The 26,179-nt window shown below is 66.5% G+C and carries 22 protein-coding genes; 8 read left to right on the top strand and 14 right to left on the bottom strand.

The genetic code is table 11. The features are described 5' to 3' along the window. The first annotated feature begins 150 nt into the window (after positions 1 to 150). On the top strand, positions 151 to 420 hold the full coding sequence (locus AC1RGE_RS04615) for a PepSY domain-containing protein (RefSeq protein WP_011061193.1): 270 nt from the start codon (positions 151 to 153) through the stop codon (positions 418 to 420). A 201-nt stretch (positions 421 to 621) separates the two neighbouring features. Further along, positions 622 to 1,659, top strand: a complete 1,038-nt coding sequence (locus AC1RGE_RS04620) for an Ldh family oxidoreductase (RefSeq protein ID WP_011061194.1) — start codon at positions 622 to 624, stop codon at positions 1,657 to 1,659. Positions 1,660 to 1,717: 58 nt separating this feature from the next. Here the strand turns inward: AC1RGE_RS04620 and AC1RGE_RS04625 are convergent, their stop codons facing one another. Continuing rightward, a complete protein-coding gene (locus tag AC1RGE_RS04625; RefSeq protein ID WP_011061195.1) occupies positions 1,718 to 2,038 on the bottom strand; it encodes an ElaB/YgaM/YqjD family protein in 321 nt (106 codons plus the stop codon). A gap of 197 nt (positions 2,039 to 2,235) precedes the next feature. On the opposite strand from AC1RGE_RS04625, the gene AC1RGE_RS04630 reads away from it, so the two are divergent. Next, the gene (locus tag AC1RGE_RS04630; protein ID WP_011061196.1) at positions 2,236 to 2,490 is read left to right on the top strand and encodes a hypothetical protein; all 255 of its coding nucleotides are present in this window, start codon (positions 2,236 to 2,238) and stop codon (positions 2,488 to 2,490) included. On the opposite strand, the gene AC1RGE_RS04635 is transcribed toward AC1RGE_RS04630, so the two are convergent. Next, complete coding sequence (locus AC1RGE_RS04635) at positions 2,462 to 3,397, bottom strand: LysR family transcriptional regulator (protein WP_015635541.1); 936 nt, start codon at positions 3,395 to 3,397, stop codon at positions 2,462 to 2,464. The genes AC1RGE_RS04630 and AC1RGE_RS04635 overlap by 29 nt on opposite strands. Before the next feature lie 84 nt (positions 3,398 to 3,481). Here AC1RGE_RS04635 and AC1RGE_RS04640 point away from each other — a divergent pair, with 84 nt between their 5' ends. Then, entirely contained in the window at positions 3,482 to 4,402 is a 921-nt protein-coding gene (locus AC1RGE_RS04640; protein ID WP_011061198.1) for a carbon-nitrogen hydrolase family protein, read from the top strand. Here AC1RGE_RS04640 and AC1RGE_RS04645 read toward each other — a convergent pair. Next, complete coding sequence (locus tag AC1RGE_RS04645; RefSeq protein WP_011061199.1) at positions 4,395 to 4,946, bottom strand: GNAT family N-acetyltransferase; 552 nt, start codon at positions 4,944 to 4,946, stop codon at positions 4,395 to 4,397. The genes AC1RGE_RS04640 and AC1RGE_RS04645 overlap by 8 nt on opposite strands. Positions 4,947 to 5,090: 144 nt before the next feature. Here AC1RGE_RS04645 and AC1RGE_RS04650 point away from each other — a divergent pair, with 144 nt between their 5' ends. Then, complete coding sequence (locus AC1RGE_RS04650; protein ID WP_011061200.1) at positions 5,091 to 5,987, top strand: LysR family transcriptional regulator; 897 nt, start codon at positions 5,091 to 5,093, stop codon at positions 5,985 to 5,987. A 9-nt stretch (positions 5,988 to 5,996) separates the two neighbouring features. On the opposite strand, the gene AC1RGE_RS04655 is transcribed toward AC1RGE_RS04650, so the two are convergent. The 4 genes from AC1RGE_RS04655 to AC1RGE_RS04670 form a co-directional block, all read right to left on the bottom strand. Next, on the bottom strand, positions 5,997 to 7,427 hold the full coding sequence (locus AC1RGE_RS04655; protein ID WP_011061201.1) for an aldehyde dehydrogenase family protein: 1,431 nt from the start codon (positions 7,425 to 7,427) through the stop codon (positions 5,997 to 5,999). Then, positions 7,424 to 8,620, bottom strand: coding sequence for an iron-containing alcohol dehydrogenase (locus AC1RGE_RS04660; RefSeq protein WP_011061202.1), 1,197 nt, complete (start codon positions 8,618 to 8,620; stop codon positions 7,424 to 7,426). The genes AC1RGE_RS04655 and AC1RGE_RS04660 overlap by 4 nt, the downstream gene beginning before the upstream one ends. A 99-nt stretch (positions 8,621 to 8,719) precedes the next feature. Continuing rightward, complete coding sequence (locus AC1RGE_RS04665) at positions 8,720 to 10,201, bottom strand: APC family permease (RefSeq protein WP_103290246.1); 1,482 nt, start codon at positions 10,199 to 10,201, stop codon at positions 8,720 to 8,722. Positions 10,202 to 10,493: 292 nt separating this feature from the next. Next, positions 10,494 to 11,402, bottom strand: a complete 909-nt coding sequence (locus tag AC1RGE_RS04670) for a LysR family transcriptional regulator (RefSeq protein ID WP_401260052.1) — start codon at positions 11,400 to 11,402, stop codon at positions 10,494 to 10,496. A gap of 128 nt (positions 11,403 to 11,530) precedes the next feature. On the opposite strand from AC1RGE_RS04670, the gene AC1RGE_RS04675 reads away from it, so the two are divergent. Continuing rightward, positions 11,531 to 13,069 carry an MFS transporter gene (locus tag AC1RGE_RS04675; RefSeq protein WP_492583485.1) on the top strand — a complete coding sequence of 513 codons (1,539 nt, stop codon included), beginning with the start codon at positions 11,531 to 11,533 and terminating at the stop codon, positions 13,067 to 13,069. Here the strand turns inward: AC1RGE_RS04675 and AC1RGE_RS04680 are convergent, their stop codons facing one another. From AC1RGE_RS04680 to AC1RGE_RS04710, 7 genes are all read right to left on the bottom strand, one after another. Beyond that, positions 13,070 to 14,323 (bottom strand): ferredoxin reductase family protein, encoded by a 1,254-nt coding sequence (locus AC1RGE_RS04680; RefSeq protein ID WP_103290243.1) that lies wholly within the window; start codon positions 14,321 to 14,323, stop codon positions 13,070 to 13,072. It abuts the gene before it with no gap. Positions 14,324 to 14,700: 377 nt separating this feature from the next. Beyond that, positions 14,701 to 15,783, bottom strand: a complete 1,083-nt coding sequence (locus AC1RGE_RS04685; RefSeq protein WP_041118117.1) for an LLM class flavin-dependent oxidoreductase — start codon at positions 15,781 to 15,783, stop codon at positions 14,701 to 14,703. A 36-nt stretch (positions 15,784 to 15,819) separates the two neighbouring features. Beyond that, a complete protein-coding gene (locus tag AC1RGE_RS04690; protein WP_492583487.1) occupies positions 15,820 to 18,399 on the bottom strand; it encodes a TonB-dependent receptor plug domain-containing protein in 2,580 nt (859 codons plus the stop codon). A 244-nt stretch (positions 18,400 to 18,643) separates the two neighbouring features. Next, complete coding sequence (locus AC1RGE_RS04695) at positions 18,644 to 20,227, bottom strand: ABC transporter substrate-binding protein (protein ID WP_492583489.1); 1,584 nt, start codon at positions 20,225 to 20,227, stop codon at positions 18,644 to 18,646. Between the two features lie 4 nt (positions 20,228 to 20,231). Next, positions 20,232 to 21,440: an LLM class flavin-dependent oxidoreductase gene (locus tag AC1RGE_RS04700; protein WP_011061211.1), complete on the bottom strand. Its 1,209-nt coding sequence runs from the start codon at positions 21,438 to 21,440 to the stop codon at positions 20,232 to 20,234. A 15-nt stretch (positions 21,441 to 21,455) separates the two neighbouring features. After that, positions 21,456 to 22,679 carry a lipase family protein gene (locus AC1RGE_RS04705; RefSeq protein ID WP_011061212.1) on the bottom strand — a complete coding sequence of 408 codons (1,224 nt, stop codon included), beginning with the start codon at positions 22,677 to 22,679 and terminating at the stop codon, positions 21,456 to 21,458. 22 nt (positions 22,680 to 22,701) lie between these two features. Next, positions 22,702 to 23,775, bottom strand: coding sequence for an ABC transporter substrate-binding protein (locus tag AC1RGE_RS04710; RefSeq protein WP_169891667.1), 1,074 nt, complete (start codon positions 23,773 to 23,775; stop codon positions 22,702 to 22,704). 554 nt (positions 23,776 to 24,329) lie between these two features. Between AC1RGE_RS04710 and AC1RGE_RS04715 the strand changes: the two genes are divergently transcribed. Together AC1RGE_RS04715 and AC1RGE_RS04720 are read left to right on the top strand one after the other, a co-directional pair. Further along, on the top strand, positions 24,330 to 25,406 hold the full coding sequence (locus AC1RGE_RS04715; RefSeq protein WP_065364011.1) for a sigma-54 interaction domain-containing protein: 1,077 nt from the start codon (positions 24,330 to 24,332) through the stop codon (positions 25,404 to 25,406). A 112-nt stretch (positions 25,407 to 25,518) separates the two neighbouring features. Beyond that, positions 25,519 to 26,100 carry a TetR/AcrR family transcriptional regulator gene (locus tag AC1RGE_RS04720; RefSeq protein ID WP_492583491.1) on the top strand — a complete coding sequence of 194 codons (582 nt, stop codon included), beginning with the start codon at positions 25,519 to 25,521 and terminating at the stop codon, positions 26,098 to 26,100. Positions 26,101 to 26,179: the final 79 nt, after the last annotated feature.

A 26,179-nucleotide genomic window follows, 5' to 3' on the forward strand; every position in this document is an offset into this window, starting at 1 on the left:
GACTCTTCCTGATTTCCCGCATTCTACCCTCCGCGGCAAGTCTTGGAGAACAACCGTCATGGCTAATGAGCATCAAAGTGAACTTATTTTCATCTGGCACGCCCTAAAACCAGGCTCTGTATCGAAAGTGAATACACAAGGAGATGGACCATGTTGAAGAAGACGCTTGCCGCATTGCTTGCCACCGCCAGCCTGCTGGGCGCTGGAGCGGCCCTGGCCGACCGTCCGGGGGCCGGTTGGATCACCATTGAAAAAGCCATTGAAACCGCAAAGACCAAAGCCGGCTACGTGGAGATCTACAAGATCGAAGCGGACAACGATGGCTATTGGGAAGGCGAAGGGCGCAAGTCCGATGGCAGTGTCTATGAGTTTCGCATCGACGGCGCCTCGGGCAATGTGCTGCGCGACCAGAAGGACTGAGCCAGGCTGAAACAGCCCCCTGTGCCTTGCCACGGCAGCGCACAGGGGGCTTTTTCTTGCTCCAGGGGGATGGTTGTTCCGGCCATCCTGGCACCTTCCCTGCAAGGCGCCGGCAGTGGTTGACAGGGTTGGAGTGCGGCGTTGTTTAATCGCCAGGTTCACACGCTGTCGCCCCCTCCAATAATTACTCTGGAGCTTCAGATGTCTGCATCGTCCGTGGTTGTTGAAACACCGCCCCAATACCTTTCTTTACCGGCCCTGGTGCAGTTGCTGGAAACGATTTTCCAACGCCACGGCTGCCGCGCCGAAGTGGCCCGCTGCCTGGCCGAGAACTGTGCCGGCGCCGAGCGCGACGGAGCCCACAGCCATGGCGTGTTCCGCATTCCCGGTTATGTCTCGACCCTGGCCAGTGGCTGGGTCGACGGCCAGGCCGTGCCGGTGGTGGAGGATGTGGCGGCGGCCTTTGTCCGGGTCGACGCCGGCAACGGCTTTGCCCAGCCGGCCCTGGCTGCCGCCCGCGAGCTGCTGGTGAGCAAGGCCCGCAGCGCCGGTATCGCCGTGCTGGCTATCCGCAATTCGCACCACTTCGCCGCACTCTGGCCGGATGTCGAACCCTTCGCCGAGGAAGGATTGGTGGCCCTGAGCGTGGTCAACAGCATGACCTGCGTCGTGCCCCACGGCGCCGACAGGCCATTGTTCGGCACCAACCCGATCGCCTTCGCCGCACCCCAGGCCCAGGGCCAGCCGATCGTCTTCGATCTGGCCACCAGCGCCATTGCCCATGGCGACGTGCAGATCGCCGCGCGCAAGGGCGAGCGCCTGCCGCCGGGCATCGGTGTCGACAGCCTGGGCCAGCCGACCCAGGACCCCAGGGCGATTCTTGAAGGTGGCGCCTTGCTGCCGTTTGGCGGGCACAAGGGCTCGGCTCTGTCGATGATGGTGGAGTTGCTGGCGGCAGCCCTGACCGGGGGCAACTTCTCCTTCGAATTCGACTGGTCCGGCCACCCGGGGGCCAAGACGCCCTGGACTGGCCAGTTGCTGATCGTCATCGACCCGAGCAAGGCTGCCGGGCAGAGTTTTGCCGAGCGCAGCCAGGAGCTGGTGCGGCAGATGCATGCGGTGGGGCTCAAGCGCCTGCCGGGGGATCGCCGGCATCAGCAGCGCGAGCGTTCGCAGCACGCGGGCATCGCCATTCCCGCCGAGCAGCTGCAGCAATTGCGGGCGCTGGCCCAGGACTGAAGGCATGAAAAAGGCCAGGCCGCCATTGGCGTACCTGGCCTCAACGTTGCACGGGGGCTTAGGAACGACGGCCCAGCAACAGGCCTACCACCAGGCCGAAACCGGCGGAGATGGCCACGGTCTGCCACGGGTGGCCACCGATGTACTGCTCGGTGGCATCCACCACCGGCTTGCTGCGCTCGCGCACATTGCTGACCGAATCCAGCGCCTGCTTGAGCTTGAGGCTGACTTGCTGGCGCAGGCTCTCACCTTCTTCGCCGACCAGGCTGGCGCTGCCCTTGAGCAGCTTTTCCGATTCTTCGATCAGCGCCTGCAGTTCGCTGAAGGCCTGGTCCTTGATTTGATCGTTTTCCGCTTGCGCGGCAGATTTACGAGCCATGAAGTTTTTTCCTTGGAAATATCGCCGCTGGTGCACAACGCATCCGCCAGCGGCTACAGGTGAATGGGTAGCAAGCAATGGAGTCTGGCGCGGGGGCAAAAGTTGCAGTTGTTTTACGCCCCGTTGGCGACCCCGGGGTAAAACCCGTAGCCCCTACAGTGTAAGATGGCGCCTATTTTACGCAGCAGGAATTTCCCATGAGTTTCAATCTGGCTAACAAGACCCTGGCCGAGCGCGCCGCCATCGAGGACGAGAAGTCCCGTCTGTTCGACCTGTGGCAGAGCAACCTGGGCAAGGCCAAGGGCGAGGCCGCGCGGCTGTTCGGCGAGCGTGGCAAGCGCAAGGGCAAGTGGGCCGAGTGGGTCCGCGCCGAGCTCGACGGCATGTCGCCGCCGGAGTACTCGAACATGGTGCGCAGTGAAGTCAATCGCCTGATGGCGGCGAACAAGTAAGGGCAAAACTCTCGACAATCGCCTCGCGTACCTTCACCAGCAGCGGATCGGTCTGCGGGCTGGTGCGCCAGCCCAGCTCGATCGGGTAGCGCGGCAGGGCCAGGGGGCAGGGCAGCAACTGCAGCCCGGTGAGTTCGGCGATGCGTCGGGCGGCATGGGCCGGAATGGTCGCCACCGCCTGGCTGCCCTTGAGCAGAAAGGGCAAGGCGGCAAAGTGCGTGGTCGAGGCGCACACCTGGCGGCTCAGCCCCAGGTTGGCCAAGCCTTCATCGGTAATCCCGATAAACCCCTGGGACGACACCAGCAGGTGTTCCCGTGCGACAAACTCCTCAAGACTGATCTGCTGTTGCCCGGGGGCCAGGCTGGCCGGGTCTGCCAGGCACAGGTAATGGCCTTCCCCCAGCACCTGGCGGCTGAGCAGGCGTTCGGCAAAGCCGCCGGCACTGATGGCCAGGTCGACGCTGCGCTGCAACAGCGCCTCGGCGACGATCTGGCTGTGGCTCTGGCGAAAGATCAGCCGCAGCTTCGGCGCCCGCCGGGCCACGGCCTCGATCATCTGCCGGCCATAGGCAATCTCGAAATCATCCGACAGCCCCAGCGTTACCGAGCGGCCCTGATAGTCGGCGGTGTCGGGGGCGACCATGGCCAGGCTCTGGCGGCATTTGTTCAAGGCTTCGCTGACCACGGGCTTCAACTGATTGGCCTTGAGGGTCGGCGCCAGCCCGCGCCCGGTACGCACGAACAGCGGGTCGCCATACAGCTCGCGCAGCCGGCGCAGGGCAGCGCTCATGGCTGACTGGGTCACCCCCAGGCGCAAGGCGGCGCGGCTGGCGCTGGACTCGTCATGCAGCGCCTCGAAAGCCTTGAGCAGGTTGAGGTCGACACTGGCGATATTCATCTGGTTCATATCATTAAGCACTGGAGTGGGGTTTATCGATGATCAGGGGCCGCAGCAGAATGGGCAACACCTGATTGCTCAAGGAGTCATCCCATGCCCAAGTCCGTTGTCGCTGCCCTGCAGATCGGGGCCTTGCCTGAAGGCAAGGCCGCCACCCTGGAACAGATCCTCTCGTACGAGGCCGCCATCATCGAAGCCGGCGCGCAGTTGGTGGTGATGCCCGAAGCGCTGCTGGGGGGCTACCCCAAGGGCGAAGGCTTCGGCACCCAGCTGGGCTATCGCCTGCCGGAGGGCCGCGAGGCCTTTGCCCGCTACTTCGCCAATGCCATCGAGGTCCCCGGGGTGGAAACCGATGCCCTGGCCGCGCTGTCCGCCCGTACCGGAGCCAACCTGGTGCTGGGTGTCATCGAGCGCAGTGGCAGCACCCTGTACTGCACGGCGCTGTATTTCGACCCGCAGCAGGGGCTTTCGGGCAAGCACCGCAAGCTGATGCCCACTGGGACCGAACGCTTGATCTGGGGCAAGGGCGACGGCTCGACCCTGCCGGTGCTGGACACCCAGGTCGGCCGGGTGGGCGCGGTGATCTGCTGGGAAAACATGATGCCGCTGCTGCGTACCGCGATGTACGCCCAGGGCATCGAAGTCTGGTGTGCGCCCACGGTGGACGAGCGGGAAATGTGGCAGGTGAGCATGCGCCATATCGCTCACGAGGGGCGCTGCTTCGTGGTCAGCGCCTGTCAGGTGCAGGCCTCGCCCGAAGAGCTGGGGCTGGAGATTGCCAACTGGCCGGCCCAACGGCCGTTGATTGCCGGCGGCAGCGTGATCGTCGGGCCCATGGGGGACGTACTGGCCGGCCCCCTGGTGGGCCGGGCCGGGCTGATCAGCGCGCAGATCGATACCGCCGACCTGGTGCGGGCGCGCTATGACTACGACGTGGTCGGCCACTACGCTCGCCCGGATGTGTTCGAACTGACGGTGGACCAGCGCCCCCGTCCCGGGGTGCGCTTTACCTGAGTCGGCGCCATTGCTCGCGGGTGATTTCCCAGATGTCCACGGGGAATCGCCCACTGACGAACTCACCGTCCTCGGAGCGGATCAGGCGCATGCCCGCGCGTTCGGAAATCCGCCGCGAGCCCTGGTTCGGCGCGGCCTTGGGCACCCGCATCAAGGGCCGTTGCAGTACCTCGAACCAATAGTGGTCCACCACCTTGCAGGCCTCGCTCATGTAGCCCTGGCCCTGCCACGGCGGGGCCAGCCAGAAGCCGCGGTTGTTGTCGGCTTCGTCCATCAGGCTGATGCTGCCGATCATCTGCCCGGGGTTGCTGCGCAGGCGCAGCGTCCAGTGCCATTCCGTGCCCCGGGCCATCGCCGGCAGCGCCATGTCCCGCAGGAAGCTCAGGGCGCCGTCGGCCGGGTAGGGCCAGGGCACCAGGGCGTTGAGGTAGCGCACCACCTCCCACTGGGGGAATAGCTGCTGGATGGCGTCGGCGTCCGCCAGTTCCAGGGGGCGCAGCAGCAAGCGTTCGGTGCACAGCGCGGGCGTGGGGTGTGAGTCCATTGGCAAGCGATCCAAGGTGGCAAGAAGGCGTTGCATAGTCCCTGCAATGTCATCGATCACGCAAGCCGCGATGGATTTGACGCGGCCCGGGCGCTGCCGTTGAATAGCCCCCTGGTTCAGCCCCGCGACTCCTGGAAACCCCCTGTGCTTAGAAACGTCACCGACATGGACCTGCGCCTGCTGCGGATTTTCTCCGTAGTGGTCAAGTGCGGCGGTTTCACCGCGGCCCAGGCCGAACTGAACATGAGCCAGTCCAATATCAGCATGCACATCTCCAGCCTGGAAAAACGCCTCGGCTATCGGCTGTGCGAGCGCGGCAAGGGCGGCTTTCGCCTGACCGAGAAGGGCCAGCGGATCCTGGCGGCGGCCCAGGCGCTGTTCGGCGCGGTGGAGGCGTTCAAGAGCGAGGCCCAGGAGTTGTCCGGGCGTTTGGTGGGGGATCTGTACCTGGGGCTGGCGGACAACATCGCCACCTTGCCCGCGGCACGCATCGACGCGGCCATCGCGCGCTTCTATCGCCGCGAGCACGACCTGCACCTGCATGTGTTCATCAATTCGCCCACCGAGCTTGAGCGGGCGGTGATCGACGGCCAGTTGGACCTGGCCATTTCCTATTTCAGCCGCAGCCTGCCGACCCTCGACTATCAGCCGCTGTATGCCGAGGAAATCGCCCTGTTCTGCGGCGCCTCGCACCCGCTGTTCCCTGTCCTGGAGCCAGAGCTTGCGCACATCAAGGCCTGTGACTGGATCAAGCACGGTTTCCTGCCCGCCAGCCAGGTGCTGCCGGTAACGCCCCAGCGCGCCTCGGCCACCGCCTACCACATGGAGGCGGTGGTCCACGGGGTACTGGCGGGCACCCACCTGGGCTACCTGCCCAGCCACTATGCCCAGCCCTGGGTCGCGGCCGGGCAGATGCGCGTGCTGCACCCCGAGACGCTGCGCTATGAGGTGCAGCACAGCATGATCACCCACGCCGGGCATGCCCGTGGCGAAGCGCTGAAGGCCTTTATCGCCGACCTGCTGGCAGAGCATGGCGGCTGATCCCGCGCTTCAGCCCAGGCAGCGGGTCAGGTGCTTGATCGACTGATAGGCAGCCAGCCCCCAGGGGCCCAGTTCCCGCCCGATGCCGCTGCCCTTGGTGCCGCCCCAGGAGGTTTCGACGAACACCGCCTGCAGTGAATTGATCCACACGTGGCCCACGTCCAGGGCGGCGGCGACCCGTTCGGCGCGTTGCAGATCGGCGCTGATCACAGTGGCCACCAGGCCGAATGCGCTGTCGTTGGCCAGGGCCAGGGCCTGTGCTTCGTCACTGAAACGGCGCATGCACAGCACCGGGCCGAAGATCTCCTCTTGCCACAACCTGCTGCTGGTGGGCACATCGGTGTACACCGTGGGCGCCACGAACCAGCCCGGCCCGGGCAGGGCATGGCCGCCCACCAGGCATTCCAGGCCCTCGTTCCTGGCCTGTTCCAGGTAGGTGCACACCGTGCGCCACTGGGCCTGGCAACTCAGGGGGCCCATGTCCACTTCCTGCTCCAGGGGGTTGCCGACCCGCAGGGCCAGCAGGGCACTGCGCAACCGCTGCAGCAAAGCATCGGCAATCGACTCGTGGACCAGCAGCCGCGAGGTGGCCGAGCACATCTGCCCGGCGTTCCAGCAAAAGCCGCCGATGATCCAGTGCACCGCCTGGTCCAGGTCGGCGTCGGCGAATACCAGGATCGGCGACTTGCCCCCCAGCTCCAGCGTCAGTGGCCGGCAGAAGGCGGCGGAGCTGGCCATCACTCGCTGGCCGGTGGCAGTGCTGCCGGTGAACGACAGCTTGTCCAGCCCCGGATGCTGGCTGAGGGCTGCGCCGGTTTCGCCGGCGCCGGCCACCAGGTTCAACACGCCCGCCGGCAAGCCCAGGGCGTCGGCGATTTCGCCGTAGACCTGTTCGATCAGGGGCGTCACTTCCGAGGGCTTGAGCACCAACGTGCAGCCCGCGGCCAGGGCCGGGGCCAGCTTCCAGGCACTGGTGACCAGGGGGAAGTTCCAGGGCACGATCAGCCCCACCACGCCCAGGGCCTCGAACCTGCAGTGGGCACTGAAGCCCGGAGCCTGCAAGGGCACCGGTTGATCCTGGCGGGCGTCCAGCTGGGCAGCGAGGCCGGCGTAGTAGTCGAAGGTGGCGATGGCGTCGTCCAGGTCCAGTTCGGCTTCGTGCCGCGGCTTGCCGTTATTGCGCATCTGCAGGGCGATCAGCCCTTCGCGGCGTTGCTGCAGGTGCCGGGCGAAGCCTTGCAGGTACTCGGCTCGCCGGGCGCCGCTGAGGCTGCGCCACCCTGGCAGGGCCCGGCGCGCGGCCTGCACCGCCAGGTTCACCTGATGGGCGCTGGCCGCCGGTACCTGGGCCATGATTTGGCCCAGGGACGGGTCATGCACCGGCATCGGCGCGCCGTCGCCATCGACCCAGTGGCCATCGATAAACAAGGCCGGTTTCATGGGCGGGCTCCTGGCAGGACGCCGTGCACGGCGTTGCGGAAGATCTGGCTGTAGTCGGCTGCGCTCAGCGGTCGGGCATTGGTGTCGGAGGACGAAATATCCGCCAGGGCCTGGGCCCCGACCCACTCGGCTTCATGGCTGTCCAGGCCGATATCCGCCAGGCAGTGGGGGATGCCCAGCTCGGCGCGCAGGGCCAGGATCCAGTCCAGGAACCCCTGGAAATCCCCCCGGGGCAAGTCCAGGTAACGGGCCAGGCGCCCGATCTCCTCGGCAATCACCGGCTGGTTGGCCACCAGCACATAGGGCAGGAGGACGGCATTGAGCAGGCCATGGTGACGGTGATAGCGGGCGCCCAGCGGGTGGGCCAGGGCGTGGACGCCCCCCAGGCCCTTCTGGAAGGCCACCGCAGCCATCGCCGAGGCCACCAGCATGCCTTCCCGGGCGTCCAGGTCCTGGCCGTGGCTCACTGCCCGGCGCAGGTGCTGCTGCACCAGGCGCATGCCTTCCACGGCAATCGCGCTGGACATCGGGTGGTACAGGGGCGAGCAGAACGCCTCGATATGGTGGGTCAGGGCATCCATGCCGGTGGCGGCGGTCAGCGCGGGCGGCAGGCCGCGGGTCAGCAGCGGGTCGAGGATCACGCAGGCGGGCAGCAGTTCGGGGTGGCTGATGACCCGCTTGACCTGCTGCTGGCTGTCGGTCAGTACCGCTTCGCGGCCCAGTTCGGAGCCGGTGCCGGCAGTGGTGGGCAGGGCGATCAGGGGCGGCAGGCCCAGGCGCGGAAAGTCACTGAGGCTCGGGTAATGCTCGATCACCTGGGACCACTCGAAACGCTGCAGCCCTTGCGGGTCCACGGCGGCCAGGGCGATGCCCTTGGCGGCGTCCATGGCGCTGCCGCCGCCCAGGGCGATCAGCGAGTCGTGGCCGCCGGCCCTGAAGGCTTGGACGCCGCGCTGCACATCGTCCAGGCTCGGGTTGCTGGCCAGTTCGGCAAATACCGCAAAGCCCTGGCGGCTCTGCTCCAGGTGCGCGGTCAACAGGCCAAAGGGTTCCAGTTCGAGCATGCCCGGGTCGGTGACCAGCAAGGGCCTGGCCATGCCCAGCAGGGCGCAGCGCTGGGCCAGGCCGTGCAGGGCCTCGGCGCCGCAGAAGATCTCGGTGGGGTAGTTCCAGTAATGGATGGACGGGGGCATCGATGGTCTCCAGAAACATCAGGCGTGAAGCGGCCGGCGCAGCAGGCGCCGGGCCAGTAGCGGGGAGGGAATGCGCTGTCGCTGACAGCGCATGAGGATTCAGCCGCGGTCGGATGCGCTGCTGTCGCGGCGCAGGTAGGGCTTGGCCAGGACCATGTAGATCAGGCCCAGCACGGCCAGGGTCGAGAACACCAGCACCACTGCCCAGACCTGGAACCAGGGCGCTCCGGGCGGCGCCAGGGATTCCCGCGGCCAGGCCACGTTGACGCTCTCGAACAGCAGCCAGACAAAGGCCGCGAGGTTCACCGGCAGGCCCCAGCGGCCGAGGTTGAAGACCCCGGCGTCGGGCCGCCAGCGGCCACGCAGGCGATGGACCAGGGCACAACTGATCACGATCAGGAACACCATGAAGAAGCCCCCGCTGCCGAAGGCGATCAGGGTGCCCACGGCCGTGGCGTTCAGGCCCAGGGCCAGGCCGAAACTGGCGAACAGGGTGCAAACGAGCATGGCGGCGAAGGGCACCTTGCGCCCATCCACCCGGCGCAGGAACGCCGAGGCGGGCAGGATCGAGTCCCGGGCCATGCCGAATACCGCGCGGCCGATATAGGTCTGTACCGAGACCACGCAGGCAATGAACGCCACCAGCACCACGCCGACGAAGGGCCGCTCGGCCCAGGCGCCAAAGGCATCCACCACCGCCGGGGTGACCGGGTCCACCACCTGGCCGGCCACCAGGCCCGCGGTGTCGGTGAACGACAGGGTCACGGCAAAGGCGGTGAGCATCACCGTCAGCCCCACCAGCAGCATCGAGCGCAGGATGGCCCGCGGCGTGGAGGTACGGGCATCGGCGGTTTCCTCGGACACCTGGGAGCAGGCATCGAAGCCGAGAAAGGCCCAGCCGCCCACTGCCATGGCGGTGACGAAGCCGCTCAGGTAGGTGCCATCGCCGCTGACGCTGTTGCCCAGGCCTTCCAGCAGCAGCGACCAGGAGTGGTTGCGAAAGAACAGCAGCAACAGCACGCCGATGCCGATGGAGGCGATGGCTTCGGCGATGATCCCGGCGTTGACGAAGTACTTCAGCGGGTTGATCCCCAACAGGTTGACCCCCAGCCCCAACGCCAGCAGCACGGCGCCGCTGGCCACCTGGGCATTGGCCGAAGGCGGCGTGCCGGTGACGAACAGCCACAGCCAGAACCCGCCCAGGTAGGCCACGGTGGTCAGGGAAGCCAGGGCCGAGGCCAGGTACATGAAGCCGGTGAACCAGGCCCAGCGGTCTCCAGCCAGGCGCTTGACCCATTGATAGCAACCGCCGGCCAGGGGGTACTGCGAGGCGAGTTCGGCATAGACCAGCGCCACCAGCATCTGCAGGGCCAGGCACAGGGGCACGATCCAGACCCAGGACGGGCCGGTGCTCATGGCGCCCAGGGCCATCACCGAATAGATCCCCACCACTGGCGAGACCGTGGCAAAGCCCACGGAGAACGACGACCACAGGGACAGGCCGCGGTGCAGCTCCTGGCGATAGCCCTGGTGGTGCAGCAAGTGTTCATCGGTGCCCGGAGCGGGCAGGAAGTCAGTCATGGCGCACCTCGTTCAAGGGGCGGGCGCCACGATGCAGGCCGACGCAAGGGCGGCGTGATGGGGTAGTTGACATAGCGGTTCCTGGAGTCGGCAGATCAGATTGTTATTGGGATGGCCTTTAGCTGTTGTTTTTGGCGTACCGACATTGCCTGGCCTGCAGCAGCAGGCCAGGACGAGCTTACGGTGGGCAAACATCAAGATGAATACATGGATTGGTAAGCTGGCATCTGCATTTGTTGATGTTTTGCAGGGGCCGGCGACTGCCCGGCCAGCGCCAGGCATCGAGGGGATATCAGCGGGAAGCGTGGTGCTTGCCCAGCTCCAGCCGTTCACCGAGAAAGTCGACGAACACCCGCAGCTTGGGCAGCAGGTGACGGCTGCTGGGCCAGAGGATGGAGAACTTGCCGCGCTCTTGCTGGTAGTCGTCCAGTACCGCGACCAGGCTGCCATCGGCCAGGGCCCCGCAGACCACGAACTCGGGCACGTAGGCGATGCCCAGGCCCTGGGTGGCGGCGTGGATCAGCGATTCCAGGTTGTTGCTGGTCAGGGCACTGCCCAGCACCAGCGGCGGGGCTCCGTCGGGCAGGCGCAGGCTCCATTGCTGCAGCAAGCTGCCGCCGGGGAACTTGTAGCGCAGGCAGGCGTGCTGCTCCAGCTCCCGGGGCGTGCGCGGGGTGCCGCGCCGGGCGAAGTAACCGGGGGCGCCGACCAGCACGAAGCCGAAGGGCCCCAGGTTCCTGGACTTGAGTTGCGAGTCCGGCAGCTCGCCACTGCGGATCACCGCGTCCACGCCTTCGGCGATCACGTCGATCAGCCGGTCGTTGAAGTCCAGGTCCAGCTCGATGTCCGGGTAGCGCGCGGAAAACTCCGGGAGGATCGGCAGCAGCATCCGATAGCCGATGGCCGGCAGGCTGACCCGCAGCCGGCCCCGGGGCTTGTCGCTGATCCGCGCCAGTTCGGCCTCGGCCTCCTGGACTTCGGCGACGATGCGCTGGCCGCGCTCATAGAACAGCGCGCCTTCATCGGTCAGGCTGATGCGCCGGGTGCTGCGGTTCAGCAGGCGCACGCCAAGGCGCTGCTCCAGGCGCGCCAGGGCCTTGCCCACCGCCGAGGCAGACAGCCCCAGGCGCTCGCCGGCGCCCACCAGGCTGCCGCTCTGGACCACGCTGACAAACACCTGCAAGCCGTTTAGGTTGTCCATCGTTCACCTCGATTGCAGCGTTTTTGTCCGTAAAGAGCGGAAGAATGCCCTGTTTTTCAGCGATTGCGGCATACCTACCATGGATTTTTCTTAGCCCACCCCTGGTTGCCAGGGCTTGAGAGGTCCGTGTGAATCCCGAACTCGAATTACCCCTGGGGCAGGCCGCCCAAAGTCGCCGGCAGTCCGCCCATGGCGTGCTGGCCGCGGTGTGCCTGGCGGCCCTGATGCTGCCCCTGACCTTTGTCGGGGTAGCGGTGGCGACCCCGGCCATCGGCCATGAACTGGGGGGCAGCCCGCTGGCCCTGAGCTGGACCACCAATGCCTTCATGCTGACTTTTGGCAGCGTGCTGATGGCCGCCGGCACCCTGGCCGACGAATTTGGCCGCAAGCGCCTGTTCAGCCTCGGCGTGGCGCTGTTCGGCCTGAGCTCCCTGGCCCTGGTGTTCGTACCGTCGCTGCTGTGGCTGAACCTCTTGCGCGGGGTCCAGGGGCTGGCCGGTGCCGCCGCCCTGGCCGGTGGTTCGGCGGCCCTGGCCCAGGCCTTCGACGGCCCGGCGCGAACCCGTGCCTTCAGCCTGCTGGGCACCACCTTTGGTGTCGGCCTGGCGTTTGGCCCGATCCTCGCCGGGGTCCTGGTGGAACAGGCCGGCTGGCGCGGGATCTTTGTCTCCGGGGCGCTGATCGGCGGCCTGTCCCTGGCCTTTGGCGTGCCGCGCATGCAAGAGTCCCGCGACCCCGACGCCCAGGGCGTGGACTGGCCCGGCACCCTGAGTTTCACCCTGGCGCTGGTGCTGCTGACCTGGGGCATCCTGCAGGCCCCGCAAAACGGCTGGAGCAGCCCTTGGGTTCTGCTGTTGCTGGCGGGGGCGCTGCTGGCACTGTGGCTATTCATCGTCGTCGAGCGGCGTGCAGCGCGGCCGATGCTGGATCTGTCGCTGTTTCGCTATCCGCGTTTTGTCGGGGTGCAGGTGCTGCCCATCGCCACCTGCTATTGCTACGTGGTGCTGCTGATCCTGTTGCCGATCCGCTTTATCGGCGTCGAAGGCTACAGCGCCATCGATGCCGGGATGCTGATGCTTGCCCTGTCGGCGCCGATGCTGGTGGTGCCGTTCGCCGCGGGCTGGCTCAGCCGCTGGTGCAGCGCCGGCAACCTGTCGAGCCTGGGCCTGTTGCTGGCTGCCGCCGGGCTGTGGTGGCTGAGCCGGATCGCTGCGGGCCAGGCGCCGGCCGATCGGATCTGGCCGCTGCTGCTGATCGGCCTCGGCAGCGGGCTGCCCTGGGGGCTGATGGACGGCTTGTCGGTGAGCGTGGTGCCCAAGGAGCGCGCGGGCATGGCCAGCGGCATCTTCAGCACCACCCGGGTGGCCGGCGAGGGCATTGCCCTGGCCCTGGTGGTGGCGCTGCTGGCGGGGCTGCTGCAGCACGCCCTGGCGGATCAGGCGCTGCCCGCCGAGACGTTGATGGGGGCTGCCCGGCAACTGGCCGGGGGGGACCTGCCCGGTACTCTGGCGGCCTTGCCGGCGCTGGGCCGGGAGGGGTTGCTGGCCCTGTACGGGCAGGCTTTCAGCCAGTTGTTGCAGGTGCTGACCCTGATGACCCTGCTGGCGGCGCTGGTGGTCTGGGTGACGCTGCGCGAGCCGCGCCAGCCAGGGCCGCCAGCGGCTTGATCAGCGGAACTCGAAGAATTCGTAGTGCAGGTTGCCTTGGGGAATCCGGCACTCGCTCATCAGTTCCCGGACCTGGCCCAGCAAGCCCTTGGGCCCGCAGAAGCTGACCTGGATCTGCTGCGGATCGGTTTCGGCCGCGGTGCGCTTGAGGGTCTGGGCCAGGGGCTCGGTGCCGCCGCAGTTGGCCACGAAGTTCACTCCCCGGGCCTGGGCCATGCCCTGCAGGGTGTCGACACTGGGGAAGGCCCGGGACGGGTTGTAGCAGTACACCAGGGTGGCCTTGTCGAACTGCCCGGCAGCTTCATCCTGCAGCCAGGAAATAAATGGCGAGATGCCCACGCCACCGCCGATCCAGATTTCCCGGGCAGCCGCCTGCGGCCGCTTGAAACGCCCATAGGGCGCATAGATGTCCGCACGCATGCCGACCTTGACCTGGCGGCGCAGGCGTTGGGTGTAGTCCCCCAGGGCGCGGATCACGAATTCGATGCGCCCGTCATGGGCCTGGGCGCTGGCGATGGTGAACGGATGGGGTTCGCGCAGGCCTTTTTCCTGCATCGAGAGGAAGGCGAACTGCCCGGCCTTGAAAGGAAAGCCCCGGCCCTGGGGAATCAGCTCCAGGTGCAGGGAGTTCTTCTCCACCCGGACCGCCGTCACCTGGTATTCGCCGGCCTTGGCCACCAGGGGGTAGAGCAGCAGCTTGTACAGGGCCCCAAGCACGCCGAGGACGCAGAGCAGAGCCAGCCAGATACCCGAGGGCGAATCCAGGGTGATGGGCGATTTGAAGCTCAGCCAGTGCAGGATGACGATCAGGAACAGCGGGCCGGAGAGCTTGTGCCACCAGCGCCACTGGCTGTAGGGAATGTTGCGGTTCAGTGCCAGCAGCACGATCAGGCCCAGGGCCACGTAGCTCAGCTGGCGGACCAGGCGCGTCCAGTATTTGGACAGTTCGAGGATCGGCACGCTGTTCCATTCATCCAGGTTGGCCTTGAACACCAGGTGGTAGGTGGCGAATGCCAGGGCCCAGATGCCCAGCCATTTGTGCGCCTCGTAGACCCGGTCAAGGCCGCCGAACAGCCGTTCGACCCAGCCCCAGCGGCTGGCCAGCAGGCAGGACATCGCCATGTAGGCCAGGGCTGCGGTGCCCAGGATCATGCTCAGGGTGGCCGAGGTCAGCCAGGTGGCGGAAGGGATCTCCAGCAGCAGGGTGACCGTGGTGATCAGCAGGATGCCGACAAGTGTGTGCCAGGTTTTCAAAGTGCATGACTCCGGTGAGGAAATGCCGTCATGGCGCAGCAAAGGGCGCGATGCATAAAGTGGATATGACAGGTTTAAAGCCAAAGGCTGGGTGGAATGTTAACGCTTTGGCGAGTATTCGTGGTGATCTGGGTCATCGGCCTGGCGCCGATAAAGTGTTGAAAATGATCGACTATCACTCGCATTCCGATTCCCCGGCCACCGCTTGCGCAGGCGCTGGCAGGCGGCCAAGGGCCCCTGAACCGGGCAGTGCTCTTGCGGGCGCCTTCGCTGGCAAGCCAGCTCCTACAGGGTTGTGGGAAAGGTCAACGCAGTTGTAGGAGCCGGCTTGCCGGCGAAAGGGCCTCCAAGCCGGATGCCAGCCTCGTAAACGCCTTCTACAGGTGTTGCTTGCGGCGGGCGGCGGCTTCGCGGACGGCGGGGATGATCCAGCGCCCATAGTCGATGGTGTCGTAATAAGGGTCGTAGCCACGGTTGAGGAAGGTGGTCACGCCCAGGTCGACGTAGTCCAGCAGGGCCTGGGCCACGGTCTCCGGCGTGCCCACCAGGGCCGTGGTGTCGCCGTAGGCGCCAACGGCGCTGGCGGTGGGCATCCACAGGGCGCGGTCATGGCGGTCGCCGCGGGCTGCGGCCGCCAGTAGGCGTTCGGAGCCGGTGCCCTTGAGGCGCTTCTGCCAGGGGCTGCCGGCGGCGAACTGCGGGTTGGCGCGGATCTGCGCCAGGATCTGTTCGGCCCGTTGCCAGGCCAATTCCTCGGTGGCCCCCAGGATCAGTCGCACCGAGAGGCTGACCCGGGGCGCGGCCACCCCCGCGGCGCTGGCCGCGGCCTTGAGTTTGCCGATCTGTTCGGCTACCCCCTCCAGGGGCTCGCCCCACAGGGCGTAGAGGTCGGCGTGCTTGACCGCGATCTGGTAGGCGATGTCCGAAGAGCCGCCAAAAGAGATGGGGATGTGCGGCTGCTGCAGCGGCTTGACCGGGGAAAACGCGCCCTTGAGGTTGAAGTAGCGGCCTTCGAAGTCGAAGGGTTCTTCGGCGGTCCAGGTGCGGCGCACGATCTCCAGGTACTCGTCGGTGCGTCGATAGCGCTCGGTCTTGTCCAGCAGGGTGTCGCCTTCCTGGGGCTCGGCAGTGATGCCGGTAATGGCATGCAGGCGGATGCGCCCGCCGCCGGTGGTGTGGTCCAGGGTGGCGAAGGCCCGGGCCGCCACGGTGGGGGCGCTGAGGGCCGGGCGGTGGGCAATCATGAAGCCCAGGCGCTCGGTGTGGGCCGCGGCGTAGGCGGCAATCTGCAGGCTGTCGGCGCTGCCCGGGCCGCTGGCGATCAGCACTCGGTCAAAGCCCGCGTGTTCGTGGGCGCGCGCGTGCTCGCGGATGAATGCCAGGTCGAAGTCCGGGCTGCGCACGCCGCGGGTTTCGGACCATTGGCGGGGAAAGATCATGCCGACGAATTCAATGCTCATGGGGAGTGTCCTGAGGTCGCAGAAGAATGAAAGTGCCTAGAAGCGGTAGTCCACCTGGGCCAGCACGGTGCGTCCGGGCATGGGCTGCAGGAAGGTGTTGGTGGAGCCGGCCAGGCCGCTGACGAAGTTCAGTTCGTTGGTCAGGTTGAGCACCCGCAGGGTGGTGCTCCACTGGGGCTGGCGGTAGTACAGGGCCAGGTCGAGGTTGTATTCGTCGGGGACCTTCACCGTCTTGCTCAGGTTCAGGTACCAGCTGCTGGTCCACCAGCCGGAGAGCTCGGCGCCAAAGCCCGAGTCGAAGCGGTAGTCGAGGTAGCCGCTGGCGGTGTACTCGGGGATCTGCACCGCGTCGAAGCGCCCGGAGGGCCGCTGGTTGAGGCTGTTGTTGTCGCCGAACACGGTGCCGTTGTCGGGGATGAACCCGGCGGAGGCGAAGCCGGCTTGGGAGGTGAATTCGTTGTAGGCGCTGAGCCGGGACAGGTTGAGGCCGCTGCGCAGGTGCGGGTCTGGCTGGTAGCGCAGGGTCGCCTCGGTGCCCTTGATGATCAGCCGGGCGATGTTGTTGTTGCTGTCCGGGGACTGGTCCCGGGCCTGCTTGAAGGTGGCCAGGGTCATGAACAGCTGGTCGGGGATGGCTTCGACCTTCAGCCCCAGTTCATGCAGCACGCTCAGGCTCTGGAACGCCAGGGGGTTGAGCTGGTTGGCGCCACTGCCGCTGCCCCAGCCCAGGCCGTTGGAGAAGAACCCGGTGTTGACCGCCAGGGAGCGGTCGAAGGTGTAGTACAGGGTGCTGTTCTCGGTGGGTTTGACGTAGGGGCTGACCTGGAACGCGAACAGCCGGTAGTTGTGGCTGTCGCGCCGGTCGCTGCCACCTGCAAGGACGAAGGGGTTGTCGATCCGGGCGTCGATCCAGCTGCGGCTGGCACCGATGTTCAGGCCCACCCGCTCGCCCAGGCGCAGGTTGTGCTGGCTGAACAGGGTCTTGGTGGTCCAGGTGCTTTCGGCGGTGTAGGGCGCCAGGGATTCGGCGTACAGGCCGTGGCCGGCGGGGTACATGGCCGCCAGGTTGAGCCAGCCGTAGTAGTTGGAGTATTGCGGCACCCCGGGTTGGCCGATCCAGGCGCCGTTGCCGCCGGCCGGGTTGCTGCCGGTGAGCCCCAGCAGGTCGCCGGGGTTCTTGCCCGAAGGGTCCAGGGTCAGGTCGTAGGCGTTGATGGTGGAGCCGAAATGATTGTTGGCGGCGATCGACTGGTTGAACTCGCGGCGGTAGATCAGCCCGCTGTTGCTGTCGTCCCGCAGGGCCAGGCCGCCGAGCCGGGTTTCATTGCGTGAGCGGAACTCGAAACGGTTGTCCAGCAGGTTGTCCCGGGATTGCACCTGGAACGCCCCGACCGCGTCGGTGAGGTCCCGGGAGCGCTGGTAGAAGGTGCTGTTGGCCAGGGTCACGCTGGGGGACAGGTCGCCCTCGATGCGCAGTTGGGTGGTAAAGCGCCGTGAACTGCTCTGGTCTTCGCCGCGCTGGCCGGCCTGTGGCGACAGGGAGGTCAAGCCGTTGCCCGCCAGGCTCGGGTCGTAGACCCAGCCGCGCAGGGTGCCGGGGCTGGCCTGGGTGTTGGGCGAGGCCGCCTGGAAGCTGCCATCCACCACGCTGTACTGGCCCTGGGCGTTGCGCTGGCGCTGCACCCAGCCCAGGGTCGGGGCATTGGCGGCACCGGAAGCCAGCACCGGCGACCACAGGGTATTGCCGTTCTGGATGATCGGCGTGGCGCGGCCGGCGTAGTACTTGCCGCTGTCCACCAGTTGTTGGGTGGCGCGGTTCCAGCCGTGGGTGATGTTGTAGTCGTAGTAGTTGTCGTAGCTGGCGTTCCAGTCCACCCGCAGGTTGTCGTTGCGCCAGGCCAGGGCCCCATAGAAGGCATCGAAATTGTTGTCGACATTGTCGTAGTAGTCCTGCTGGCGCTGCTGGGTGATGCTCACCCGGTAGGCCAGCTGGTCGCTCAGGGGGCCGGTGTTGTCGAGGCTGAATTTGCGCGAGTCGCGGGACTGGCCGTCCGGCACCCAGGTCCCGAGCTCGCCGCTGAGGCGGGTCTTGAACCCGCTGAAATCGGGTTTCTTGCTCAGGTAGTTGACGTAGCCGCCGCTGCCGGACACCGAACCGTAGGTCACCGAAGAAGGCCCGGCGACGATGTCCGCGCCCTCGTAGGCGTTGAAGTTGGCCGGATGGCGCACGCCATAGGCGCGCTGGCCGTCCTGGAACACTTCCGAGCCCTGGGCGCGGAACTGCGGGGCGATACCGGCGTTCTGCCCGCCACCGCGGGTGATCCCCGGGGCGTACTTGACCAGGTCGTCGGCGCTGCGGATCGGGTCGTTGGCCAGCTGTTCGGCGTTGACCTGGGTGATCGAGCGCGGGGTGTCCAGGACCTTGGTTTCGGTGCCCCCATACACCGAGGTCGGTGGCCGGGTGGGCAGGGCATCGTCATCGGCCTGGCTGCTGGCCTGGACGGTGACGGTTTGCAACTGGGTATCGGCGGCGAAGAGCGGCGGCGCCAGGGAAGAAAACACCGTTACGGCCAGGGCCGGGCCGAATGCGGGGCGAGCGAAGGCGTTGGAGGGCATGGCACATGAGCCTCATATTGAATCGCATGAATGTTCTGTAGGAGCCGGCTTGCCGGCGAAGAGGGCCTGGAGGCTCGCGGTGCTCTTGCGGGCGCCTTCGCTGGCAAGCCAGCTCCTACGGGGTGTGTCGCGGTTGCGGTGGTTCCTTGTAGGAGCCGGCTTGCCGGCGAAGGGGGCCTGAAGGCTCGCGGTGCTCTTGTGGGCGCTTTCGCTGGCAAGCCAGCTCCTACGGTCGGGCCGTGGGTCAGGCGCTGTTGTTGAGCCACAACCTTTCGAAACGCCAGGTGCTGAACAGCGACTGTTCTTCCCGGGCGCCGCCCACGCGGGTGGAGACGCTGTCCAGCAGATCGGCGTAGCCCCAGATCAGCATGCCGCCCCGTTCGTACTGGATCTGCTGGGCCTGGTGCACCAGGGCCGTGCGTCGTTGCAGGTCGGGTTGGGCCATGGCCGCAAGAAACACCTCGCTGAACTGCGGGTCGTTGAAGTGGGTCTTGTTGGATACGGCAAAGGGCGCGTCGGTGTGGATCGCGCTGGCCAGGAACGGCGCGCCGATGCTGCCGCCGGTGCTCAGGGTCCAGTCGTTGCGTTGCGGGCCCTGGAAGGTCGCCAGGTCCACCTGGCGGACCTTGAGGGTCACGCCAATGCGCTTGGCCTGTTCGGCCAGCACCAGGGCCGAGATCAGGGCCGGCCCCGGGATGGTCACCAGCTCCAGCTCGAGGTTTTCCTGGCCGGCCTCCTTGAGCAGTTGCGCCGCACGCTGCGGGTCGTGGGGGCGGGGCCCCAGGCTGTGGTTGAAGGTCGGGTCGCTGGGGGCATAGAGGTCGTTGGCCACCCGGCCCTGGCCGTTCAGGGCGCGGCGCACCAGCTCCTCTCGATCCGCCAGCAGGCGGAAAGCCTGGCGCACCCTGGGGTCGTTGAACGGCGGCTTGTCCAGGTTCATGTCGAAGGACAGCCAGTTGCCGGTCACCGATTTCAGCAGCCGCACCCGCGGGTCGCGCTGCAGGACTTGCAACTGTTCGGTGGGCATCACGTTGGCCATGTCGATCTGCCCGGAACGCAGGGCCGCCAGGCGCGCCACCTGATCCTTGAAGTCGATGATCTCCAGTTCGTCGGCGTAGGGCTGGCCGTCCTTGTAGTAGTTGTCGAAGCGGGTGAACAGCGAGCGCTGGCCGGGGGTGAAGCTTTTCAGCTTGTAGGGGCCGGCACCCACCGGGTTGGTCACCGGGTGATAGTCCACCGGGACGATGCCACCGAAGTTGACCCAGGTTTCCGCCAGGGGCATGTAGCTGCGGCCCTCGCGAAAGCTCAGGCGCACAGTGCGCTCATCGAGCTTTTGCAGGTTGTCGCGATCGACCCAGTGCAGCAGCGCCGCGTAGGGCGAGGCCAGTTGCGGGTCGGTGAGGCGGCGGATGGAGAAGATCAAATCATCGGCGTCGATGCTCTTGCCGTGGTGGAATTCCAGGCCCTGGCGCAGGCGCAGGGTCCAGCTGCTGGCATCGGCATTGGGTTCGGCGAACTCCGCCAGGGCCAGGCGAGGTTGCATCTGCTCGTCCCATTCCCAGAGCTTGCTGTACAGCGCGAAGCCTCGGACGATGCCGCTGCCGATGGGTTTGTGGGCGTCCAGGTTGCCGCTCTGGTTGCCGTCGAGAATCCCCAGGCGCAGGCGCCCGCCGTAGCGCGGCTGGTCGCTGGCGACCGTGCCCGGGGCGCTGGAATTGTCTGCGTCGCAGCCGGCCAGCAGGCTGCTGCCCAGCAGCAGGCCGCCGCCGAACAGCGCGCTGTGGCCGAGAAAACGACGGCGGCTCAAGCCCGAGTAGTCCTGGCTCATGGCGTCAGGCTCCTGCCGGGCCGTTGGCGCTGCGCAGCTCCAGCGGCGCTTGCGGCTGACGGCTCAGGGCCGCGCGCTCGCCGCGAAAGTGCGGCAGGATGTGCTCGCCCAGGCGGTAGGCTTCCTCCAGGTGCGGGTAGCCGGCGAGGAAGAACAGGTCGATACCGATGGCGTGGTACTCGCGGATCCGCGCCACCACGTTTTCGTAGCTGCCCACCAGGGCGCAGCCCGGCGGTATGCCGATGTAGCCGAAGCCGGTCCAGACATTGGGGTGGATGAAGAAATCCTCGAAGCCCTGGGTCTCGTTCTTCTGTGCGAAGCCGTTCTCGTAGCTGAGCTTGCGCGCGGTGCGCAGCCCGGCATGGGCGGCCACGGCCTTGACCGCGCCCTTGGCGATGCCCTCGTCGAAGAAGCGCTTGGCCTCGGTGCGCGCCAGTTCCTCGGTTTCCCGGGTGATGACGTCGATCGACAGGCCGAAGCGGATATCGCTGCGGCCGTACTGCAAGGCGCGCTCACGAATATCGGCGATCAACGCGGCGATCTCGTCCGGGTGCTCGGCGCGCATCAGGTAGAAGTCGGCATGCTTGGCGGCGAATTCCCGAGCGGCGATGGACGATCCCGCGGTACAGATCAGCGGCAGCTCGGCCTTCTTCAAGGGGCCGCGCAGGCCGCCGCCTTCGGCGCGGTAGAACTGGCCCTGGTAGTGGAAGTTCTCGTTGTGCCAGTAGCCCTTGACCACGTCCATGAACTCGGTGGCGCGGGCATAGCGCTCATCGTGGTCGCTGAAGTCGCCGACCTGGCGCTGAATGGCGTCCGAGCCGCCGTTGATGATGTTCCACACCAGGCGATTGCCGGTGGCGCGCTGGTAGGTGGCGGCCTGCTGCACCGCAACCCAGGGCGTGTAGTGATAGGGCTGGAAGGCGGTGACGAACTTCAGGGTGCGGGTTTCCCGGGCCAGCAGCGAGCACACGGTCCAGGGCTCTTCGCCGGAGGGCGCGTTGACCATCAGCGCGCCGCCGAAGCCGTTGATTTCCGCGGCCCGGGCGATCTGCCCCAGGTAGTCGATGTAGGTGAAGTGGTCGCCGACGCTGAAGCCTGAGACGGCACCGGTGCTGGGCCCGCCCCGGTGCCAGTCGCCGCGGTTGCGCGGGTCGCCGGGGAGGAACTGGGTTTCGCCGTGCAGGGGCAGGCGAGTGAAGAATTCGATGCTCATGGCTGGGCCTCCTGGCTATTGCACGCTGGGGTTGCAGACGGGGGTAATGGCTTGGCCGTTGATCACCTTGTGGGCGAACGGCACCGAGTCCTTGAGGGAGGCATTGACCGTTTCACTGTGGCCCAGGCCCTTGTACAAGTGGCCCTCGACCACCGAGCCGGCCTTGCAGGCGTCCTGCATCAGGGCCACCTGGGTGGCGGCGGCCGGGGTCTTGTCCTCGGCGCCGGTGCCGATGAACACCGGCTGGGCGGTTTTCAGGGTCGGGTAGGACACTTGTTTCTGCCAGGCCGCCAGTTGGCTGCCCTGATAGTCCTTCTTGGCGTTGGCCGGGGTCAGGCCAACCCCCACCACGTCGCTGACCAGGGACGCCAGGCAACTGGTACGGGCCTGTTCGAACAGCGGCAGGGCCTTGTCGGTGTAGAAGTCCCGGGGGTTGATGCTGGGGTCGTACTGCTGGGCGGCCAGCAAGGTGTAGAAACCGTAGGCCAGGGAGGCATCGACCTTGTTCGGGTCCTGCTCGCCGACATTCTTCGCGCCGATGGTGTAGATCACCCCGGTGCCGATGCTGCCCTTGACCCCCAGGTCCGGTGCGTAGGTGGAGGCGTAGGCGGCCGAGGCGAAGGCGCCGGCGCCGCCCTGGGACTGGCCGACGATCAGTACCTTGTTGGCCAGCCCGGGCACCCCGGCGACCACGGCTTTGGCGGCGTCGAGAATGCCGTAGGCGGCCATGCGGTTGTTCAGCAGCGGATGGCCGCCGGGCACGCCCAGGCCCTGGTAGTCGGTGGCGACAATGGCAAAGCCTTCGTCCAGCCAGCGGCTCAGGTACTGCACGTCACGGTAGGAACGGCCCTGCCAGGACGGCGCGCAGACATCCGCCACGCCCACCGTGCCATGGCCCCAGGAGGCCACCGGCCAGCCGCCGGCCGGGGCCTTGCCCTTGGGCAGGAACAAGGTGCCGGAGACCACCACCGGGGTCTTGCCGTCGATGCCGTCGGTGGAGCTATAGAGAATCCGTTGCGCGCTGGCGGCGTTGGGCAGGCTCAGGGTGGCTTCCAGGGGTTCGCTGCGCAGCAGCTTGCCCGGGGTCGGGGGGATCGCGTCCTGCCAGGTGTAGAAGGCCGAGACCCGGCCGTCGCCCTGCAACGGGTCGGGCTTGGGCGCGTAGGTCGGGCCGGCCAGGGCCGACAGGGAGAGCGCCAGGAGGCTCAGGCCAAAGGTGAATTTTGCGGACAGTTTCATCAAGAAGACTCGTGCTCAGGGTTCAGGGATGGGTGGCGACCTGGCCGCGCAGGGCGGGCCAGTAATCACTCAGGTGCAGATCGATCAGTGCCTGGTTGGTGAAACCGGTGGCCAGGGCCGGGGTGATGTCGTAGGGCGTGCGGATCAGCTGGTTGGCCAGGGCGTAGTCGCTCAGCGCCTGATAGTGGGCCTTGAGCTGCTGGTCGCTCTTGGGTGCCCAGCGCTCCTTCCAGGCCACCGGGTCGCCCTGGTCGTCGCGGCGCAGCACGCTCTCGGCGGTGCCGGCGCGGGAGGACAGTTGGTAGTAGGCGTCCTGGTTCTGCTCCTGGGAAATCCACCAGGCGGCCTTGACCCAGGCGGTGGCCAGCAGTTGGGTAACCTCCGGGTGCTGCTCGATGAAACTGTCGGTGCCCCAGAGGTCGGAGACCAGGCGCCAGTCATTGGCCCCTTGCTTGGTGGACCAGATGATCCGGCCCACGCCCTTGTCTTCCAGGGCATAGGCCTCGCTGAGCAGCACCGCGGCGTCGACCTTGCCGGCGGACACCGCCGCCGCACCGACCTGGGGGTTGAGGTTGGCGATCTTGAAGTCGTCGAGCTTCAGGCCCTTGCTGGCCAGGAAGTTGCTGAAGGCGAACTCCCAGGGCCTGCCGCGATGCAGGGCCAGGCGCTGGCCCTTGAGGTCCTCGATGCTCTTGGCCGTGGACTGGGTGGGCACCACCAGGTAGATATTGTTGCCGCTGCCGCCGGGCACGATCAGCTTGCCCGGCACGCCGCCGGCGCCGGCGATCACCGACGGCAGGTCGCCACGCACGGCGAAGTCGATGCTGTTGTTGCTGAAGCCCTCGTTGATCTGCGGCCCGGCGCCGGCGTGGGGCAGGGCGATCCACTGCAGCTTGATGCCGCGCTGGCTCAGTTGCTGTTCCAGCCAGCCATCCTCGATCACCCGCCCGGCGATGCCGCCGAACACCGGCTTGCCGCCCTGGGTGAAGGCGACGATGGCAATCTTCAGCGACTCGGGGGCCGGGTTGGCCAGCGCCGTGACACTGATCAGCAGCCCGGCCATAACGGCCAGGGTATTGCGCCATAAACCTTGCATTGCACTCTCCCTCAAAAAATAAGCCCTCAGCCCCGCCAGCCCTGCGACAGATATCGCGGTGTTTCCTGTAGGAGCCGGCTTGCCGGCGAAGGGGCCCTTGAACCTTGCCTCGCCCTTGCGGACGCCTTCGCTGGCAAGCCAGCTCCTGCAACAGATATCGCGGTGTTCTCCTGTAGGAGCCGGCTTGCCGGCGAAGAGGGCCCTTGAGCCTTGCCTCGCCCTTGCGGACGCCTTCGCTGGCAAGCCAGCTCCTACGAGGGGCGGTGGTGGGTACTGGTGTCGGAAGGGATAGAGCAGATTGCATGCCAGGGCCGCTACAAAGCGCTGCAGGCCTTGCCCGGCAAGGGCTTCAGGCAGATCGACAGGCCCTGGCCCAAGCCGCCGCTGCTGATCTGCGAACAGGCAGGTGCTGGCCGATTGCTGCTCCAGCAGCAGGTGGGGAGCACCCTTCAGATATATTCATAAAAGGAATATCTAAAGATTAATTAATAATTATTTAGTCTAAATATCTTCGTGCACTATTGAGCCCGCGCTTTTACTGCCAGGAATGCACCATGTCGCTGATCACTCATCCAAACGCCCGTGAATTGACCAAGTCGGTACGGGCCACCGTTCTGGTGTTCAAGGACCCGCGCTCCCAGGAATTGCTCAGTCGCATCGAGCGCCTGGCCCCCAGTGAGGCCAATACCCTGATCATTGGCGAGACCGGCACCGGCAAGGAACTGGTGGCGCGCCACATCCATCACCTGAGCCGCCGCGGGCGCGAGCCCTTTGTCGCGGTGAACTGCGGGGCCTTTGCCGAAACCCTGGTGGAAAGCGAACTCTTCGGCCATGAAAAAGGCGCCTTTACCGGCGCCACCACCCACAAGGCCGGCTGGTTCGAAGCGGCCAACGGCGGCACGCTGTTTCTCGACGAGATCGGCGACTTGCCGCTGAACATGCAGGTCAAGCTGCTGCGGGTGCTGCAGGAGCGAGAAGTGGTGCGCCTGGGTTCGCGCACGCCGATCCCGATCAATGTGCGGCTGGTGGCGGCCACCAACGTCAACCTCGCCGATGCGGTGGTGGCCGGGCATTTTCGTGAAGACCTGTTCTACCGCCTGCACGTGGCCACCATCCGCCTGCCGCCGCTGCGCGAGCGCCCGGGGGACATCCTGCCCTTGGCCGAATTCTTCCTTGAGGAACACTGCCAGCGCCTGGGCTACAACCGTGCATCGCTGACCGAAGAGGCTGAACGCAAGCTGCTGGAGCACAGCTGGCCGGGCAACATTCGCGAACTGGAAAACGCCATTCACCACGCCTTGCTGGTGTGCCGCCAGCAACGGGTGGCACCGGGGGATCTGCACCTGGTGGACATGCGCTCCTCCGGCATCCGCCAGGAACAGGCGCCCCTGGCCGTCCCGGCGCCTCAGGCGCCGGCAGACCTGGGCCGGGCCTTGCAGGCGCTGTTCGAGCAGAACATTCCCGACCTGTACGAGCACATCGAGGAAACGATCTTTCGCGAGGCCTATCGCTACTGCCATGGCAACCAGTTGCAGACCGGGCGCCTGCTCAACATCAGCCGCAACATCGTGCGCGCCCGGCTGGAAAAGATCGGCGAGTTGAACAAGCCCCTGGCGACTTCCGCTTCCTAGATCCGCTTCCTGGACCCGAGAACCGGCCCGGGGCTTTTTTTGCCCGGGGCGGTTGACGCCTGCCGGCTTGATCTTTAGTCTTTGGAATGATCATTCCAGAAAGGTAATAGCCGTGCGTCCCAAGGAGTTCGACCCCGAGCAGATTGCCGATGCGGCCATGCAGGTGTTCTGGCAGCGCGGTTACGCCGCCACGTCCATTCAGGACCTGGTGGAAGGCACCGGCCTGAGCCGTAGCAGCCTGTACAACGCCTTCGACAGCAAGCACGGCCTGTATACCTGTGCCCTCAAGCGCTACCAGCAGATGACCAGCGCCAATATCGAGCTGCTGGGCGCCGACGCACCCGCCAGGGAACGGGTCCGGCGGTTGCTGATGCGCATCGTCGACAACGAGCTGGAAGACACCCGGCGCCTGGGCTGCCTGGCGGCCAATGCCTCCCTGGAAATGGCCGGGCAGGACGCGGCGGTGGCTCAGCTCGTGGCGCAGAATTTCCAGCGTATCGAGGCGGCCCTGGAGCAGGTGCTGCGTCGCGGCCAGGAGCAGGGGGAGATCGACCCGCAGAAGAATCCCCGGGCCCTGGCCAGCTTTGTGGTGTGCACCGTGCAGGGCTTGCGGGTGCTGGCCAAGGGCAGCCTGGCGGAGCAACGACGCCAGCGCCTCCTGGATGTGGTCGAGGTGGTCCTGGCCAGCCTGTAGCAGCCGGCGTGCCGGCGAAGGGCCCCTCACAATGTGCATCAGGTTCCAGGGCGTCTTCGCTGGCAAGCCAGCTCCTAAA

This window comes from Pseudomonas sp. GW823-FHT02C05 (assembly GCF_058797595.1).